This is a genomic window from Niveispirillum cyanobacteriorum (assembly GCF_002868735.1).
Lineage (GTDB): Bacteria > Pseudomonadota > Alphaproteobacteria > Azospirillales > Azospirillaceae > Niveispirillum > Niveispirillum cyanobacteriorum.
In genome coordinates this window covers 466,549-483,201 of record NZ_CP025611.1, presented here as the reverse complement: position 1 = coordinate 483,201, position 16,653 = coordinate 466,549, and the positions used below count along the sequence as shown (strand labels likewise).

The 16,653-nt window shown below is 64.1% G+C and carries 17 protein-coding genes; 12 read left to right on the top strand and 5 right to left on the bottom strand.

Annotated features, from left to right (window positions below; translation table 11 throughout):
• Nucleotides 1-98 precede the first annotated feature (98 nt).
• The 5 genes from minC to C0V82_RS02110 all read left to right on the top strand — a co-directional run bounded on the left by minC (nt 99) and on the right by C0V82_RS02110 (nt 5,511).
• Nucleotides 99-923, top strand: coding sequence for a septum site-determining protein MinC (gene minC, locus C0V82_RS02130; protein ID WP_102113171.1), 825 nt, complete (start codon nt 99-101; stop codon nt 921-923).
• Nucleotides 924-991: 68 nt separating this feature from the next.
• Nucleotides 992-1,807, top strand: a complete 816-nt coding sequence (minD, locus tag C0V82_RS02125; RefSeq protein WP_054166063.1) for a septum site-determining protein MinD — start codon at nt 992-994, stop codon at nt 1,805-1,807.
• Nucleotides 1,804-2,088: a cell division topological specificity factor MinE gene (minE, locus tag C0V82_RS02120; RefSeq protein ID WP_102110923.1), complete on the top strand. Its 285-nt coding sequence runs from the start codon at nt 1,804-1,806 to the stop codon at nt 2,086-2,088. Before minD ends, minE begins: the two co-directional genes overlap by 4 nt.
• A 95-nt stretch (nt 2,089-2,183) precedes the next feature.
• A complete protein-coding gene (locus tag C0V82_RS02115) occupies nt 2,184-3,788 on the top strand; it encodes an ABC transporter substrate-binding protein (protein WP_158659672.1) in 1,605 nt (534 codons plus the stop codon).
• A gap of 130 nt (nt 3,789-3,918) precedes the next feature.
• Nucleotides 3,919-5,511, top strand: coding sequence for an ABC transporter substrate-binding protein (locus C0V82_RS02110; RefSeq protein WP_102110921.1), 1,593 nt, complete (start codon nt 3,919-3,921; stop codon nt 5,509-5,511).
• 2 nt (nt 5,512-5,513) lie between these two features.
• Here C0V82_RS02110 and panB read toward each other — a convergent pair whose 3' ends face one another.
• The 3 genes from panB to C0V82_RS02095 all read right to left on the bottom strand — a co-directional run bounded on the left by panB (nt 5,514) and on the right by C0V82_RS02095 (nt 9,710).
• Nucleotides 5,514-6,338, bottom strand: a complete 825-nt coding sequence (panB, locus tag C0V82_RS02105) for a 3-methyl-2-oxobutanoate hydroxymethyltransferase (RefSeq protein WP_102110920.1) — start codon at nt 6,336-6,338, stop codon at nt 5,514-5,516.
• A 154-nt stretch (nt 6,339-6,492) separates the two neighbouring features.
• On the bottom strand, nt 6,493-7,416 hold the full coding sequence (locus C0V82_RS02100; RefSeq protein WP_102110919.1) for an RNA polymerase factor sigma-32: 924 nt from the start codon (nt 7,414-7,416) through the stop codon (nt 6,493-6,495).
• Nucleotides 7,417-7,613: 197 nt separating this feature from the next.
• Nucleotides 7,614-9,710, bottom strand: a complete 2,097-nt coding sequence (locus tag C0V82_RS02095; protein ID WP_102110918.1) for a protein-disulfide reductase DsbD family protein — start codon at nt 9,708-9,710, stop codon at nt 7,614-7,616.
• A 228-nt stretch (nt 9,711-9,938) separates the two neighbouring features.
• Here C0V82_RS02095 and trxB point away from each other — a divergent pair, with 228 nt between their 5' ends.
• The 5 genes from trxB (at nt 9,939) to C0V82_RS02070 (ending at nt 13,780) form a co-directional block, all read left to right on the top strand.
• Nucleotides 9,939-10,892 (top strand): thioredoxin-disulfide reductase, encoded by a 954-nt coding sequence (gene trxB / locus C0V82_RS02090; protein WP_102110917.1) that lies wholly within the window; start codon nt 9,939-9,941, stop codon nt 10,890-10,892.
• Between the two features lie 310 nt (nt 10,893-11,202).
• On the top strand, nt 11,203-12,114 hold the full coding sequence (locus C0V82_RS02085; RefSeq protein WP_054166071.1) for a LysR family transcriptional regulator: 912 nt from the start codon (nt 11,203-11,205) through the stop codon (nt 12,112-12,114).
• A 340-nt stretch (nt 12,115-12,454) separates the two neighbouring features.
• Entirely contained in the window at nt 12,455-12,709 is a 255-nt protein-coding gene (locus tag C0V82_RS02080) for a hypothetical protein (protein WP_102110916.1), read from the top strand.
• 253 nt (nt 12,710-12,962) lie between these two features.
• Complete coding sequence (locus C0V82_RS02075) at nt 12,963-13,136, top strand: hypothetical protein (protein ID WP_158659671.1); 174 nt, start codon at nt 12,963-12,965, stop codon at nt 13,134-13,136.
• A gap of 86 nt (nt 13,137-13,222) precedes the next feature.
• A complete protein-coding gene (locus C0V82_RS02070) occupies nt 13,223-13,780 on the top strand; it encodes a GNAT family N-acetyltransferase (protein WP_102110914.1) in 558 nt (185 codons plus the stop codon).
• A gap of 234 nt (nt 13,781-14,014) precedes the next feature.
• Here the strand turns inward: C0V82_RS02070 and C0V82_RS02065 are convergent, their stop codons facing one another.
• Nucleotides 14,015-14,590 carry a hypothetical protein gene (locus C0V82_RS02065; protein WP_102110913.1) on the bottom strand — a complete coding sequence of 192 codons (576 nt, stop codon included), beginning with the start codon at nt 14,588-14,590 and terminating at the stop codon, nt 14,015-14,017.
• Nucleotides 14,587-15,207: a hypothetical protein gene (locus tag C0V82_RS02060; RefSeq protein ID WP_102110912.1), complete on the bottom strand. Its 621-nt coding sequence runs from the start codon at nt 15,205-15,207 to the stop codon at nt 14,587-14,589. The genes C0V82_RS02065 and C0V82_RS02060 overlap by 4 nt, the downstream gene beginning before the upstream one ends.
• Before the next feature lie 259 nt (nt 15,208-15,466).
• On the opposite strand from C0V82_RS02060, the gene C0V82_RS02055 reads away from it, so the two are divergent.
• Nucleotides 15,467-15,889, top strand: coding sequence for a VOC family protein (locus tag C0V82_RS02055; protein WP_102110911.1), 423 nt, complete (start codon nt 15,467-15,469; stop codon nt 15,887-15,889).
• Nucleotides 15,890-15,900: 11 nt separating this feature from the next.
• On the top strand, nt 15,901-16,617 hold the full coding sequence (pdeM, locus tag C0V82_RS02050; RefSeq protein ID WP_102110910.1) for a ligase-associated DNA damage response endonuclease PdeM: 717 nt from the start codon (nt 15,901-15,903) through the stop codon (nt 16,615-16,617).
• The last annotated feature ends 36 nt before the right edge of the window (nt 16,618-16,653 follow it).

Genomic DNA, 16,653 nt, shown 5'->3' with positions numbered 1-16,653 from the left:
TTGAACGGCGGGATGATATGAATGCGGACGGGAATGGGCGGCAGGGCCGCGCCGTTCCCTTGTGCCGTATGCGGGGACAGGTGGGGTCTGACACGGATATGAGCAATCAGGTCGCTTTCAGGGACGCGCCATTCCAGTTGCGCGGCAGCACCTTCACCATGATGGTGCTGAAGGTCAGCGACCCCCACAATCCGAATTTCTTCCCCGTTCTGTCGGGCAAGATCGCGCAGGCGCCGAATTTCTTCCGCAATGCCGGCGTTGTCCTGGATCTGGACGATCTGCCCGCCGGCATGCCGTTCGACATGGATGCCTTCTGCAAGCTGCTGAAGAATCTAGGCCTGATGGCCGTGGGTCTCCTGGGCGGCACCAAGCCGCAGCAAGATGCCGCTCTGGCCCGCGGCATGGCGCTGATCGCCGCCCCGCGCGGCAAGGTGGAACTGTTCGACCCGCTGGCCGGTACGGGCCGCAGCCCGGCCCAGGGTCTTGCCAATGTTCAGGGCCAGGGACAGCCGGAGGCCCAGGCCGCCCCCAACCCCGCGCCGGCACCGGCGCCTGCCCCGATGCCGGAACCGGCACCGCAACGCAGTGCGATGGTCATTGCCGAGAATGTGCGGTCGGGCCGTCAGATCTATGCGCCCGGCGGTGACCTTGTGGTGATCGGCTCTGTCAGCCCTGGTGCTGAACTGCTGGCCGATGGTTCCATCCATGTCTATGGTGCGCTGCGCGGTCGTGCCCTGGCCGGTGTCAGCGGTGACCAGAATGCCCGGATTTTCTGCCAAAGTCTGGATGCCGAACTGGTATCCATCGCCGGCCTCTACCGCGTGTCGGAAGATATCGGCAAGGATATCCGCCGTCGTCAGGTTCAAATTTATTTGAACAATGGCTATCTGCATATCGATCCACTGGCCACGAACGTGGCCTGAGTAACCTGCTGGCTGCACGTGCAGCCTGATGAACAGTTTGATCAACCTTTGAGCTTGGGAGACGCCTCTTGGCCAAGATCATTACGATGACCTCCGGCAAGGGCGGCGTGGGGAAGACCACTTCGAGCGCCGCCTTCGGCACCGGCCTTGCCCTGCGTGGGTTCAAGACCTGCATCATCGATTTCGATGTGGGCCTGCGCAATCTTGACCTGATCATGGGATGCGAACGCCGCGTGGTGTTCGATTTCATCAACGTGATCAATGGCGAGGCCCGCCTCAGCCAGGCGCTGATCAAGGATAAGCGGGTCGAGAACCTGTATATCCTTCCCACCAGCCAGACGCGGGACAAGGACGCGCTGACCCAGGAAGGTGTCGGCAAGATCCTGGATGAGTTGAAGAAGGAATTCGACTACATCCTCTGCGACAGCCCGGCCGGGATCGAGAAGGGCGCGCTGATGGCGCTCTATTGGGCCGACCACGCCATCATCGTGACCAACCCCGAAGTCTCCTCGGTGCGGGACAGCGACCGCATCCTGGGCGTGATCCAAGCCAAGTCGCGCCGCGCCGAACAGGGACTGGAGCCGGTGAAGGAGCATCTGCTGGTCACCCGCTACGATCCCGACCGCGTTGAGAAGGGTGAGATGCTGAAGGTGGAGGATGTGCTGGAAATCCTGGCCATCCCGCTGCTGGGCATCATCCCGGAAAGCCCGGCCGTGCTGAAGGCGTCGAACGTCGGCATGCCCGTGGTGCTGGACGACAAGTCCAATGCCGGCCTTGCCTATGCCGATGCGGTCGGCCGCTTCCTGGGCGAAACCATCGAGCATCGTTTCATCAAGCCCGAGAAGAAGGGCTTCCTGGACCGCCTGCTGCGGAGGACCGCATGAGCCTGCTTGACCTTTTCCGCAAGTCGAAGCCGCCCACGGTGGCGGCCCAGGCCAAGGAACGGCTGCAGATCGTTCTGGCACACGAACGGTCGGGCCGCGACAGTCCCGATTTCCTGCCTGCCCTGCAGCAGGAATTGCTGGCCGTCATCAAGAAGTACGTGTCCATCGACGATGACAAGGTGGCGGTGAAGCTGGAACGCGAAAGCGGCTGTTCCATGCTGGAAGTGAATGTGGAACTGCCGGGTCCGGCCAAGCGCGGAACAGCAGCCACCATCAACTGATCCAATACGCCTCAGCGGCCCTAAACATCTTGCCCGCCCCCCATGGGGGCGGGCATTGTGTTATGTAACAATGCCCGCTGTATCTGGATGCGACATTGGCTCGACTTGGTCTGCCCCGGCTGTTGTTCTGCGCGCTGACGCTGCTGACGGCGTCGGCAGCGCTGCCTGTGCAGGCCGGGACGGACCTTGTGGTCGCCACCTCCGGTCTGGTCAGTGCCGATGACCCGCATCAGGCGCGCACCGGGGCCGATTTCCAATATTATGAGCATCTGTTCGACACGTTGGTGACGCGTGACGGGTTCAATGTCGCGCCCCGTCTTGCCGCAAGCTGGTCCAGCAGCGATAACCGCACCTGGACCTTCCAGATCGATCCCGCCGCCCGCTTTGCCGATGGCAAGCCGGTGACGCCGCGCGATGTCACCTACAGCCTGTGCCGGTATCAAGTGCTGATGCGGGGCATGGGACGGGACGGGATTGGTTTTACCCGAGTCACGGGAGAGGCCGGGGGCCGTGTCGGTCTGGTACTGGACACACCTTACCGACTTCTGCCCGCCGCCCTGTCATTGCTGTTCATCGTGGCGGCCCCGGCGGATGCCGCCGATGGGCCGCTGGGCTGTGATCCCAAACAGGTGACCGCCAGCCGAGGGCAGCCGCAGCGGGGCAGCGGCCCCTATGTGCCGGCCAATGAACCGGCTGTGGCCGACCGGCGGGTGCTGCTCCCCTCCCCCCATTGCTGGCGTGATTGTTCGGTCTGGCGCCGTGTCGTGCTGTGGTCGCAACCGGATGCGCGTGACCGTCTGCGCCTGCTGGTGACGGGCGATGCCGACATCATGGAGGATGTGATCCCCAGCCAGTTGCCTTATCTGGGGAAGGTCCGGGGCGTGGCCGTCACTGAACTGCCGACCGACCGTACCCTGCTCTTGACCTTCAACCTGCGCCCAACCTTGCCCGATGGGCGGCGCAATCCGCTGGCCGATATCCGCGTGCGCCGGGCCATCGCCATGACGGTGGACCGGCATCTGCTGGTTGATCGTGGCCTGGAGGGGTTTGCCGGTCCCGCCTGGCAACTGGCCCAACCCGGTATGGAGGGCTATCTGCCTGACCGGCCCCGCGCCATGCATCCCGATCCTGATGCGGCCCGTGCCCTTCTGGCCGAGGCGGGATATCCGGGCGGCCTGCGCCTGCCGCTGCTGCTGCCTGCCACGCGCATCACGGACCGACCGCGCGTGGCGGATGCCCTGGCCGGCATGCTTCGCGCCATCGGGATCGAGTTGGAGATCACACCGGTTCCCGCCGCCGACGCCCGCGCCCGTGTCGTGGCCGGGGAGTTTGAGATCATGTTCGCGGGCCTGGGCCTGACAGCGGGATCGGCCATGGAGGGGTACAGCTCCATCGCGGGTTCGGCAGAGAAAGACAGCGTGATCAATCCCAGCGGCTATCGCAATCCGACCCTGGATGCCCTGCTGCGGCAGGCGCGCGGCGCCAATCCAAAGGACATTCCCAACCTGACGGCGCAGGCGACAGTGATCCTGGAAACGGATCTGCCCGTGGTGCCGCTGATGCATATCCGCGATCTTGTCGCCCACCGCGCGGGCCTGACCCTGCATGCCCGTGACACGGCCCGTGCCTTTGGGCGCATCACGGCCCCCGTGACCGCCGATGCCAGGCCGTCGGGAAACAGCATCCTGGACCGGAACTGACACCGCTTTCCGGACCGCGATATACATACAAACGTAATCTTGCGTTTCTGACACTTTTCGTTGCGACGGAAAGGAGTCATGATCCCTGTACGCATGGCCGGTGCGTCGTGGCGGAACGGGGGTGCGTGGAATGGCTGAACGCAGGGCCGTGCCGGGTTTTCTGGGCCTGCTGGGCATGCTGCTGCTGTCCTGGCTGACGCCGGCGAAGGCCGCCGGCACGACGGAGCGGCTGACCGTCCTGATGGCCAGCGGGCCCACCTCACTGGACCCGCACCGCGCCTTCACGGGCAGCGATTTCCAGATCATGGGCCATCTTTACGACAGTCTGGTGGAACGGGATATGTTCCAGCCGGTACCGGGCCTTCTATCGGAATGGCAAACCCAGGATCAGCGGTTATGGCGCCTGCGCCTCACACAAGGCCGCCGGTTTGCGGACGGATCACCTGTCCATGCCCGCGACATCGCCTACAGCCTGTGCCGGTGGGCGGCACTGAATCGCGGGAATACAGGTCTACCCCTATCGCTGCGCCGTGCCGGCGTGTCGGGAAATGGGGAAGTGGTGCTGGAGTTGGAGCGGCCCTTCACCCGCATGATCTCCGCCTTCTTCCTGATCTATGGTGTCAAGGCACCCGCAGCCTTCACGGACACATCCTGCACGGCGGATATGCCGGTGGGCCTGCTGCTGTTGCACAGCCCGCCTGTGGGCAGCGGCCCTTATCGGATCGCTGGGGTGGATACGGGCCGGGAATACAAGTTAGCCGCCGTCACACCTGTCAATGGCCGCACGGCAGCCCCGTTCGAGGAAGTGTTGCTGCGCGTGGAAACGGACAGCCAGGCCCGCGTCCGCGCCCTGGCCAATGGTCAGGCCGACATCATCGAGGACCCGCCGCCCGCACCCCTGGCCTATCTGCCCGGCCTGCCGCATATCAGCCTGACCGAACTGCCCAGCGACCGGACCCTTTTCCTGTCGCTCAACCTGTCAGGCGACAGTCCGGGCAACCCGATGGCGCGCGGCAGCGTAGCCCTGACCGACACGCGCGTCCGCCGCGCCCTGACACTGGCCATCAACAAGCCGCTGCTGGCACAGCGTGCCACCGATGGCTATGGCGCTGCGGCCAACCAGATGGGAGCACCGGGCATGCGTGGCTTCGCCGCCGACCGGGCAGATGACAGCTACGATCCCGCCGCCGCCCGTTCCCTGCTGCGCGCTGCCGGGTTTGAGGCTGGCCTGACACTGGATCTGCTGACGGCCCCTACCCGGGGCAGCGACGGGGGACGCACCGCCGAGGTGCTGGCCGGCATGCTGTCCGCCGTCGGGATCAAGGTGAATGTGCATCGTGTCGGGCGCGAGGAATTCCGGGAGCGGGTACGCGATGGCCGCTTTGACATGGCGCTGAACCTGATCGGGATTGAGGACGGCATCGTGCTCAGCGCCTATGAGGCGATGCTGCGACCGGGTCCCATCCGCACCATCATGAACCCCGGTCAGTATAGGGATGCCGAGATTACCCGCCTTCTGGCGGCGGCGGAAACCGATCCGGCAGCCTTCGATATGGCGGTAAGGGGCATTCAGGCGATACTGGACCGCGATACGCCCTTCATCCCGCTGCTGCATATGCGTGATCTGGCCCTGCACCGTGCCGACCTGATCGTGGCGCCACGCGATACGGCACGTATCTTTGGGCGGGCCGTCAGCATGCGGGACGGCGCGCCGATCCGCTGATTTCAGCCCTTCTTTACGCCGAACAGATGCGCCGGCCCGGGAAAGGCACGGGCGCGCACGTCGGCGGCATAGGATGCCGCCGCCTGCGACACCTGTTCCCCGATCTCGGCATAGCGTTTCACGAATTTCGGGGTGAAGCCCGCAAACAGGCCCAGCATGTCATCGGTGACCAGCACCTGACCATCACAGGCCGCACTGGCACCGATGCCGATGGTCACGACGGGAACCTGTTCGGTGATCTGGCGGGCCAGCGGCTCCACAACACCTTCCACCACAATGGCGAAGGCGCCGGCTTCGGCAATGGCCTTGGCATCGCCCAGAATCTTGGCCTGTTCGGCATCCGAACGACCGCGTGCGCGATAGCCACCCAGCGCGTTCACCGCCTGCGGCGTCAGGCCGACATGGCCCATAACGGGAATACCCCGGCGCACCAGGAATTCCACCGTCTCCGCCATCTCCTCCCCGCCTTCCAGCTTCACCGCAGAGGCACCGGTTTCGGCCAGAACGCGGGCGGCATTGCGAAAGGCCTGGGCGGGGCTTTCCTGATAGCTGGCCCAGGGCAGGTCAACGACCACACAGGCCTTGGACGACCCGCGCACCACTGCGGCTCCATGGTTGATCATCATGTCCAGTGTGACGGGCAGCGTGCTGTCCAGCCCGTACAGCACCATGCCCAGACTGTCGCCCACCAGAAGACAGTCGCAATGGTCATCCAGCAACGTGGCCATGGAGACGCTGTAGGCGGTCAGCACCACGACCGGTTCCTGTCCTTTGCGGGCAGCAATGTCGGGCACGCTGATGCGCTTCACCTGGGCGCTGGCGCTCATGCCTCTGTTCCTCCGGCCGTGATTATTTGTGCGTTGCGGCATCCCGTACCGCAGATTGGGGACGGCGTAAAGGGTGGGCGGTTGGCAACGGTGCGCCCTCACCCTCCCCAACGCATCAGCGTTTTGGAGGGTGAGGGCGCAACATCGGGCCTCCTCACGCCATCGCCATGGCCCCGGTCCGGCGACCCAGCGCCAATGGAGGCGGAAGATTGGGCGGCAGCGTCGGGACTGCTTCCACCTGCGACCGCACCCGGCGCACCACCTTCTTATAGGCACCGCTTTCGATCTGGCGGATACGCTCCTTGCTGACGCCGTAATGCTGGGCCAGCCGTTCCAGCGTCACCGGCTGCTCCGCAAGATTGCGGGCCGCAAAGATATGGCGCTCACGGTCACCCAGCTGGGTCAGCGCATCCTTCATCAGGGCGCGCCGCACCGTCAGCTCGCCCTTCTCGGCCAGCCGTTCCTCCACACTTTCCGTCTCGTCGGCCAGCAGGTCGATGGCTTCATGGTCGCCATCCTCCCCAACCGCCACATTCAGGGAACTGACCGGTGTCGCGAAGCGATGCTCCATCTCGCGCACATCCTCGATACTGGCGGAAAGCGTCTGGGCGACCAGGGCCGCCTCCGCATCGCTCATCACCCGGTCATGGATACCGAGCTTGCGCTGCGTCTGACGCAGGTTGAAGAACAGACGCTTCAGGGTGGCGGTGTTGCCGCCCTTCAACAGCGACCAGTTATGCAACACGAAGGACTGCACCTCCGCCCTGATCCACCACAGGGCATAGGTGGCCAGACGGAAGCCGCGCGTGGGATCGAAACGCTGTACCGCCTTCACCAGCCCGATATTGGCCTCCGACACCAGATCGGCGACGGGCAGGCCGGAACGGGCATATTTGCCGGCCACCTTGACGGCCAGACGCATATGGGAACGGACAAGCTTGTCAAAGGCGCGGCGATCCTGGCGCTCCGTCCAATCGCGGGCCAGCTGCGCCTCCTGTTCGGGCAGCAGCATCGGGTACCGGTTGGCCTGGGCCGTGAAGGTCCTCAGAACATCTGCGCTTTCGCCGTAATGGGCCATGATCTGTCTCCCCGGAAGATGCTGGCCGCACGGGCAGCCGCACGCATCTCCCGTCTTAGAATAATTCTAAGATAGGATGCGGGTGTCGGTGCCGCAAGGCCGGTCGGCGTCATATCGCCAAGGACATAGCGGCCCCACGCTTCCCGCATCACTGCTCGGGAAACCAACAACGCTGGGTGGCGAATGGTTCCGTGGGATCAGGCGTTTGGCAGGCTGGACAGGGCGTCCAGCACAATGCCCTCGGTCAGGATCTGCGGCAGGATCACCGGCTCCGCCTTGCCCGGCAGATAGACGAGGTAGAGCGGCACACCGCTGCGCCCATGGCTTTCCAGGACGCGGGCAATGGTGGCGTCACGGTTGGTCCAGTCACCCTTCAGATAGGCGACACCCTTGGCCTTCATGGCGGCCTTCACGGCGTCGGTCGACAGCGAGGTGCGCTCATTGACCAGACAGGTGACGCACCAGGCCGCCGTGAAATTCACGAAGACCGGCTTACCCTGCCCTGTCAGTTCGGCCAGCTTCTCTGCGGTCCAGGGCTGATAATCGCTGCTGGCGGGCTTGGCGCCGGCCACCTGTTCCGGTACCGGAACGGTTCGCGCCGTGCTGGCACCCGCGACCGCCCCGCCCAGGGCAAGGACGGCCAGCAGGCTGCCGAAGGCGCGGCCCGGTCCGCCCGACAGACGTGTCTGTCCATAGACCCAGGCCGCAAAGGCGATGGCGACCATGCCGGCCAGGACGGTGGCCAGGGCCGCCGGCCCCGCCTGGATCGACAGAACCCAGACCAGCCAGGCGGCAGAAGCGTAGAGTGGAAAAGCCAATGCCTGCTTCACCCGCTCCATCCACAGACCCGGTCGCGGCAACCGCTTCAGCAGGGCCGGGCTGAACGACAAAGCCAGGAAGGGCAGCGCCATGCCCAGGCCCAGGGCCAGGAACACCGACAGGGCCACGGGCCAGGGCTGGGTAATCGCAAACCCCAGGGCCGTGCCCATGAAAGGCGCGGTACAGGGTGTCGCAACAACAGTCGCCAAAACACCGGTAAAGAAGCTGCCGGCCAGCCCATCACGGCCCGCCAGCCCCTGCCCCACCCCCATCACCGATCCGCCCAGGGTAAAGACGCCCGACAGCGACAGGCCCAGCAGCAGCATGACATAGGCCAGGATGGCGACCACCAGAGGGTCCTGCAGCTGGAAGCCCCAGCCGATGGCGGCACCCCCTGCGCGCAGCGCGATCAGGGCACCGGCCACAATGGCAAAGCAGGCCAGCACGCCGGCAGTGTAGGCCAACCCATGGCGGCGGGCATGGGCGGGTCCATGCTGCAGCAGGGCCAGCGCCTTCATCGACAGGACGGGGAACACACAGGGCATCAGGTTCAGCACGGCACCACCCAGCAGGGCCAGCAGCAGGGCCGTGGCCCAGCTTGTCTGCTCGCCCGTAGACGCCGGGGCGGCGGCGCCGACCGCTGCCTCCACCGCAAAGGCATGACGCACCGACTGCCCATCCAGTTCTTCGGTAAAGGACAGGACACCCGTCACGGGACCGGCGGGCAAGGCACCGCCGGGGACCAGCGACAGGGTCAGGCCGTCGGCCCCCAGCCGCAGTTCCTGTGCCGCGTTGGAGGATGCCACCTTGTAGTCATGCGGGAAGAAGAAGACTTCGCTGATCTTCCCCTTGTCGAGGCCAGGGGCGGCCAGGGTCAGGCGGTGGGCCTTGTCACCCGGCGCCAGGGTGGCCGTATAGGGGCTGGGCACTGGCAGGCTGGCGCGGGCCTTGGTGAACAGCGGTGCCGCCTCCGGCTCCACCGCCGCCGTTCCGGCCACCACCGGTACCGCGATCGACAGGTCCGCCGATTCGGGGATGCAGATATCCTCACAGACCAGCCAGTCGACCTTGGCATCCAGCTTCACGGCTTGCCCCGGCGTGGCATTGGCCGGCACCGTCAGGGGGACCAGCAGATGCACCTGATCGGCATAACCGAAATTGACAAGCGGGCCGATGGGGAAGCGCTGCGGTGCGGGCCAGGTGATGGCGTCGGCCTTCCAGCCTTCCGGCAGGGTCCATTTGATCTCGGTCGGGATGCCGCTATCGCCGGGATTGATCCAGTAGGTGTGCCAGTGCGGGCGGATATTCTGGGTCAGGGCGGCCCACACCGTCTGTCCCGGTGCCATGCCCTGGGTTTCCAGGGTGATGAAGGTTTCCACATTGTCGGTCGCCACCAGATTGGACCGGATAGGGGCCGCTTGCACGGCACCGGCCAGCAACAGGGCGCACAGGGTGGAAAGGCCGAATTTCTTCATCACCGAAACCCATGGGAAAGCAAAGGCGCCTCTCTATGTAGTGTGACCTTGCCCCCGGGGCCAGTGCGGCTTTGTTTCAAGTTGTGTCAGCGTGACGGGGCCATTGCCCGTCCGCCATCGCCCCTGTAGGGTCGCAACCCCGCCCCGCGCCCGTGCATCTTGCCGGATGCGCCCCACCGCCCCCATCTTCGGCGGCAGACAATCCAACGCCGTTCCCAAGGAAGCATCATGGCGACCCATCGTTCCAAGGTCCTGATCATCGGCGCCGGCCCGGCCGGCTACACCGCCGCCATCTATGCCGCCCGCGCCAGCCTGGAGCCGGTGCTGGTCCAGGGCATGACGCCGGGTGGGCAGCTGACCATCACCAAGGATGTGGAAAACTATCCCGGTTTCGCCGACCCGGTTGAAGGCCCATTCCTGATGGAGCAGATGCGGGCGCAGGCCGAACGTTACGGCACCAAAATGTTCTACGACATCATCACCGATGTCGATTTCACCAAGCGTCCGTTCGTCTGCAAGGCCGACAGTGGCGATGAATTCGTGGCCGACGCCGTGATCATCGCGACGGGCGCACAGGCCCGCTGGCTGGGCATTCCGGGCGAAGAACATTACCAGGGCGGCGGCGTCTCCGCCTGCGCCACCTGTGACGGGTTCTTCTTCCGGGGTAAGGAAGTGGCCGTCATCGGCGGCGGCAACACCGCCCTGGAAGAAGCGCTTTACCTGACTCATCACGCCTCCAAGGTCACCCTGATCCACCGCCGCGACAGCTTCCGCGGTGAACGTATCCTGCAGGAACGCGTGGCCGCCCATCCCAAGATCGAAGTGGTCTGGGACAGTGTGGTCGAAGAGATCCTGGGCAAGGGTGGCTCCAGCTTCACCGACCCGAAGCTGGTCACCGGCGTGCGCCTGCGCAATGTGAAGACCGACGCCGTCACGGAACGGTCGCTTGACGGCGTGTTCGTGGCCATTGGCCATGACCCGGCCACCAGCGTGTTCAAGGGCAAGGTCCGCATGGATGAGGAAGGCTATATCGTCACCGATCCGGACAGCACCCGCACCGACATCCCCGGCGTCTATGCCGCCGGCGACGTAAAGGACAAAGTGTTCCGCCAGGCCGTGACGGCGGCGGGCATGGGCTGCATGGCTGCCCTGGAAGTCGAAAAGTTCCTGGCCGGCCACTGATTCGACGCACGTGCCAGGTATGGTGTGAAAAAGGCCAAGGGATGAGGGCGGAGTCGCCGTTGCCATCTCCTGGCCTTTCTTCATTTTACCACTTTAGCAGGGGTATTCCGTCTCCGTCCCTCGGCGAACTGTTGCAAGAACAATACGATAGCTAGCGGTAAATCGACATTTTGGTGACAAGCCCTAGCATTGGCGGCAGGGGCTGTATATCATCCATGCGTCGGGCGCATTCCCGTGTCCGACCAACAGACGGGGCGCCTGGAACGTCATCCGGCGTTCGGCAGTTGCGCCACTATCTAGGGACGGGTCCATGGACTGGGACAAGCTTCGCGTCTTTCACGCTGTGGCGGAGGCGGGCAGCTTCACGCATGCGGGGGAAACCCTGAACCTCAGCCAGTCGGCGGTCAGCCGGCAGATCAGCGCGCTGGAGGAAAGCCTCCATGTGCCGCTGTTCCATCGCCATGCACGCGGGCTGATTCTGACGGAACAGGGTGAACTGCTCTACCGCACCGCGCGGGAGGTGTTTGCCAAGCTCTCGATGACGGAGGCCATGCTCTCCGAATCGAAGGAGCATCCGAAGGGCCCGTTGAAGGTCACCACCACCATCGCGCTCGGCTCTACCTGGCTGACGCCGCGGGTGAAGGATTTCCTGTCGCTCTATCCGGATGTGCAGCTGACGCTGCTGCTGGACGATAATGAGCTGGACCTGTCGATGCGCGAGGCGGATATCGCCATCCGCCTGTCGGCCCCGCGCCAGCCGGACCTGATCCAGCGTCATCTGATGACGGTGCGCGTGCACCTGTACGCCCACAAGTCCTACATCGAAAAGCGCGGCATGCCGCAATCGGTGGCGGAACTGGACCAGCATGACCTGATCGCCTATCCGAACGAGGCGCGGGCACCGGTCACCAACATCAACTGGGCCCTGCATGTCGGCGACCCGCCGGGTGGCGAACGCCATACCGCGCTGCGCGTCAACAGCCTGTACGCCATGTTCCGCGCCGTTCAGTCCGGCCTGGGCATTGCGTCCCTGCCCGACTATGTCGTCGACAATCAGCCCGATATCGTCCGCATCCTGCCGGAAGTGAGCGGGCCGCGCATCGACGCCTATTTCGTCTATGCCGAAGAACTGCGCCATTCCAAGCGCATCGCCGTGTTCCGTGACTTCCTCGTGAAGAAGGTTGCTGAGACCTTCCCATCGAGCCATGCATCAAACGCATAACTCAGGCTTGGCTTCACCCCTGGTATAATCGGCCTGGATGCTTAAATCTTGGGCCATCGCTGCTGCGACGCAGCAGCGACGTTTCGCCCCGATTTACCCGGTCGGGGTTGGGTCCTTGACCCAGCGTCTCCCAGACGTGAAGCCTCCCTGTTCAACTCGGCCGGAAACCTTTTGGTTTTCCGGCCGTTTTTTTCTGCCCATCTCTTGATCAGCCCCACGCCCGAAATTCCGGCACAGGGCGGGCGGCATAAGCCTATCCCCCTCAGCCTATCCAATTGTGCATTTCACGCTGGGTACAGCCTGGATTATGATGCAGCCGTAAACATCGGGGCAGCCGGTCATGGCGATCAACGGCATCAACAGCACTGGTACCTATACCGCCCCGGCCCCACCCCCGCCGGAGGGGGCGCCCGGTCGCCGTTCTGCCGACCCCGCACCGGCCCCGCCGCCACCCCGGCCTGCACCCGCCCCGCAATTGCCCGACCGCAATCTGGCACCGGTGCGTCCCGTGACACTGGAACCCGTGCGTCCCGTTACCCTGGCCCCGGTACAGCCGGTGCAGTATCGCGGCTATATCATCGATATTTCGGCCTGAAGATCAGGCTGGAGCGTGTTTCTGTTGACCGGAAAATGCTCTAGCTTTCCGTTTTCCTCAATCGCTGGCACTGCATCCGCAGCTTGTGTTTCTGCAATCTGATAGAATTGCACTATCACGGAATGGAAGACCGCTCCGCGGACCGGTAGATAAGCACTCCGCAGCCAAGCAAGGCTCTCCAGTCGGCACCTTCATTGCCCCGAACAGTTGCATGGGGTTGCAGCCCCGAACGTGCAAGCCAGGGAGTATGAAGATGATGCAGTCCGACTCTATCATCGCTTTGGATGTCAGCAAGGATCGGCTGGACGGTCTGGATACGCCGACCGGGGAGTTGTTCCAGGGTGAGAATACCGATGCGGGATACGCCGTCCTTCGACGGCGCTGTCGGCGGCGGTCGGTACAGGTCGTCTTGGAAGCCAGGGCGTAGGATAGAAACATGTACGTAACTGCCGAAACGGTTACAACGTGGCCACCATGCAAGGCATACCTCGACAGGAGTATTGGAGAATACGGATGATATCCGCACCCGTAATGGGCCACGTGACGCTGGACATTGCCAGCGAGGAAGATTTACCGCGCTTCCGCAAGGATCTTCAGGCCGCATTCGCGATCGCTGTCGTTGAAACATTCGGATCGGTCGACGAAGGTCCGATCCCACCCGACGAAGACGTAGCCGCCTCCTTCACAGCTCCGAACGCCGTCGTCCACCGCATCCTTGAGGACGGCCGATGGGTCGGTGGAGCCGTGGTCTCGATTGATGCCGAAACGCAGCGGAACTCTCTCGACTTTTTCTACGTGCGCACCGATCGATCGGGCCGCGGCATCGGCCGCAAGGCGTGGCGTGCTATTGAGGCTACCTACCCCGACACGCAGGTCTGGATCACCCACACGCCATACTTCGAGAAGCGCAACATCCACTTTTACGTCAACGTCTGCGGCTTCCACATCGTCGAGTACCACCATGCCGGCCACCCGGATCCGCACCGTCCGAATGAGCCAGATCTGCCGGGCGACGACGGTATGTTCCGGTTCGAGAAGCGTATGCGGGAGGTGGTCACGCAGAGTACATGATGTTGCCGTGGAAATCCGCCATCCAGGCGATCAACAGTGGAAGGGTGAGCATCGTTTGCGCTAGTTTTAACGGTACCTTAGAGCGTATTTCCGTTGACCGGAAAAACGCTCTAGCCGTTCGTTGTCCTCAGGCACCGGCGCTGCATGCGCAGCTTGGCTTACGCGGCATGAGCCGCGCGGCGACAGTCGTGGCCGGAGCTGCTTCCGGTCAACCGAAAACAGCTCCGAGACGCGTCAGGCGCTTTGCTTCTGCTTGTCCGGATTATGGGCGCCCAGCGCCGGGGGCTCCGACAGATCGCCCTCATGCGGCTTTACATCAACGATGCTGTAGCCACCATCTTCGGGGAACCGCATCAGCACCTTGCGCCGGGCGCGCGGCATGTCGCTGGCAAAGAAGAAGACATAGCGGCCTTCATCCCACAGGCGCGTGATATTGCTGGGTTCCAGCGGCGAGGCAGCGTCCGGGCGGCGGCGAACACAGATGATCCAGCCGGTTTCCGACAGGCCACGCCGTTCATCCATGACCAGCACGCGGCGATCCTCCGCCTCCAGCAGCTCAATCGTGCGCTTCAGGTGGTCGGTACGCGATTGCAGCTCGTCAGCTTCATGATCATCCTGACCCGCTGTAAGGCGCTGGCCCAGGCTTTCGCGGGCAAGGGCGCGGATCTTGTTGCTCAGCGCCTGCTGACGCCGCCGCAACTCGACCATCGCCTTTCTTGCTTCCTTAAGGCTGTGATTGGCCTTCAACACTGTCGGCTTCATCGACAGGAAGACAATCATCAGCATCAGGGCGATGGAAAAGCCGCTCATGCCGGCTCCATTTCCGCATCGCCGGCGGTTTCCACACCGCCCCCTTCCTCACTGTCCTTGGGCGCTGCGGCACCGGTCAGGGCCTGCGCAAAGACAGCCTTGAAACCCGACGCCTTGGGGTAAACCCGTTCAAACTCCGCCTTCGCCTCCTCCGGTCCGCGCGCCCAGACATGCACGGGACAGGGCTGCGCCCAGGAATTGTCGTAGAAGGGATGCTTCTCCCCCCGCTTCACCTGATGCGAAACCGAGCTGTTGAAGACCAGGAATTCGTACGGCTTGTTGGGGAACTGCTCCGCCCCGATCATCCGCACGAAGCGATGGGGGCTTTTTTCCAGCTCACGGATACGGCTTTTTAGGGCCTTTTCCTCACGCTGCGCCGTGAACAGATGGGTTGCGGCGCCGGCAGCGGTGTTCTTTCGCGCCTCCACCCGGTTGGACAGGCCGGTTGCGATGCGGGCATAGCGCGCCAGCCGGCCGCGCATCATCGTCTCCTGGCCCTGCGCGCGGATGATCCGGCCCCAGACATAGGCAACCATCGACACCATCACGTTCGCAGCGACGGAGGCCACGAAGGTGATCACTGCAAACCGGACCAGTTCGATGATGCCGTTGAGCACAAGGTGCCTCGGAAAGTATCCAACGGATTTATTGTAGTGAAAGTTTCAAATCCTTGAAAGAGGCATTAAACAGGACCGAAATCGCAGCCAAACCATTGGCCGCTCAACTGAAAACGCCTTGTTCAATTCAATGGCTGGTGTGGCACCGGGTCGTCATGCCCAACAGATTGCGTGGGGTGGCGAACGATGGTCAGCCTGGCCTTGCGGTTTGCTGGCCTCTATGTGTGAATGGCGACAGACAGAGGGCGGAGAAGCCGGCATGGAACAGCGCATCACCCTGATCACCCTGCGCGTCACCGACGTGGCGCGGTCACGGGCCTTTTATGAAGGGCTGGGCTGGAAAGCCGCAGGCGGCAGCCAGCCCTCCTTCGCGTTCTTCCAGATGGGCGGCATGGGCCTGGGCCTGCTGGCCGCTGATAGCTATGATAAAGAAATCGCGGGAGATGCCGGCAAGGTGACGCACGGCCCCACGATGCTGGCGCATAATGTGCGCGGCAAGGCCGATGTGGACCGGCTGGTGTCCTTCGCCTTGACCCAGGGCGGGCGGCTGGTGCGGGCCCCGGCAGATCAGTTCTGGGGCGGCTATTCCGGCATCTATGCCGATCCGGACGGCCATTACTGGGAAATCGCCTTCAACCCGTTCTGGCCCCTGGCCGAAGACGGGTCGGTCACCCTGGACTGACTGGGCGCGTCATGGACATCCTGTTGAACGGTGCCACAGTGAAGGCCGATCCCGCCGGGGCCCTGTTCTGGCCCACACGTGGGTGGCTGCTGGTGGCCGATCTGCATCTGGAGAAAGGGTCGGCCTTTGCCCGGATGGGACAGTTCCTGCCCCCCTATGACACCGCGGCAACCCTGTCGCGGCTGGAGGAACTGTGCCGCCACTGGCGCCCCAACCGGGTCGTCTGCCTGGGTGACAGTTTCCACGACCGCGATGCCGCCGCCCGCGTTTCGGACGCAGATGGAAGGCGTATCGCTGCCCTGACAGCGGCCTATGACTGGGTCTGGATCGCCGGCAACCATGACCCGGCCCCGCCGCCTGGCTGGGGCGGTATGGTGGTGGCGGAAGAATTACGCGAGGGGCCGCTGGTGCTGCGGCACGAGGCGGTGAAGGACCGGATGGCGGCGGCGGGCGAAATCTCCGGCCATTACCATCCCAAGGCAGCGGCGGTAGTGCGGGGTAAGCGGATCAGCGCACGCTGTTTCGCCGGCGACGGCCGGCGCATGATCCTGCCGGCCTTCGGTGCCTATGCCGGTGGCCTGAACGTTCTGGACCCCGCCATTTCTGGCTTGCTGCACCGGCCGTTCCAGGCCTGGATGCTGGGCACCGCCCGCCTGTTCCCCCTGCCCTGCACCCGTCTGTCGGCGGACCACGCCACCCGGCGCGAGAGTGCCGCCGCACAGGGGTAAAAAGACAAGCCCCCGGATGCGGGGGAGGCATCCGGG

Coding starts and splice junctions, on each gene's coding strand:
- minC (WP_102113171.1), top strand. CDS start 99: ATGAGCAATCAGGTCGCTTTCAGGGACGCGCCATTCCAGTTGCGCGGC.
- minE (WP_102110923.1), top strand. CDS start 1,804: ATGAGCCTGCTTGACCTTTTCCGCAAGTCGAAGCCGCCCACGGTGGCG.
- C0V82_RS02110 (WP_102110921.1), top strand. CDS start 3,919: ATGGCTGAACGCAGGGCCGTGCCGGGTTTTCTGGGCCTGCTGGGCATG.
- panB (WP_102110920.1), bottom strand. CDS start 6,338: ATGAGCGCCAGCGCCCAGGTGAAGCGCATCAGCGTGCCCGACATTGCT.
- C0V82_RS02100 (WP_102110919.1), bottom strand. CDS start 7,416: ATGGCCCATTACGGCGAAAGCGCAGATGTTCTGAGGACCTTCACGGCC.
- C0V82_RS02095 (WP_102110918.1), bottom strand. CDS start 9,710: ATGAAGAAATTCGGCCTTTCCACCCTGTGCGCCCTGTTGCTGGCCGGT.
- trxB (WP_102110917.1), top strand. CDS start 9,939: ATGGCGACCCATCGTTCCAAGGTCCTGATCATCGGCGCCGGCCCGGCC.
- C0V82_RS02085 (WP_054166071.1), top strand. CDS start 11,203: ATGGACTGGGACAAGCTTCGCGTCTTTCACGCTGTGGCGGAGGCGGGC.
- C0V82_RS02080 (WP_102110916.1), top strand. CDS start 12,455: ATGGCGATCAACGGCATCAACAGCACTGGTACCTATACCGCCCCGGCC.
- C0V82_RS02075 (WP_158659671.1), top strand. CDS start 12,963: ATGATGCAGTCCGACTCTATCATCGCTTTGGATGTCAGCAAGGATCGG.
- C0V82_RS02070 (WP_102110914.1), top strand. CDS start 13,223: ATGATATCCGCACCCGTAATGGGCCACGTGACGCTGGACATTGCCAGC.
- C0V82_RS02065 (WP_102110913.1), bottom strand. CDS start 14,590: ATGAGCGGCTTTTCCATCGCCCTGATGCTGATGATTGTCTTCCTGTCG.
- C0V82_RS02055 (WP_102110911.1), top strand. CDS start 15,467: ATGGAACAGCGCATCACCCTGATCACCCTGCGCGTCACCGACGTGGCG.
- pdeM (WP_102110910.1), top strand. CDS start 15,901: ATGGACATCCTGTTGAACGGTGCCACAGTGAAGGCCGATCCCGCCGGG.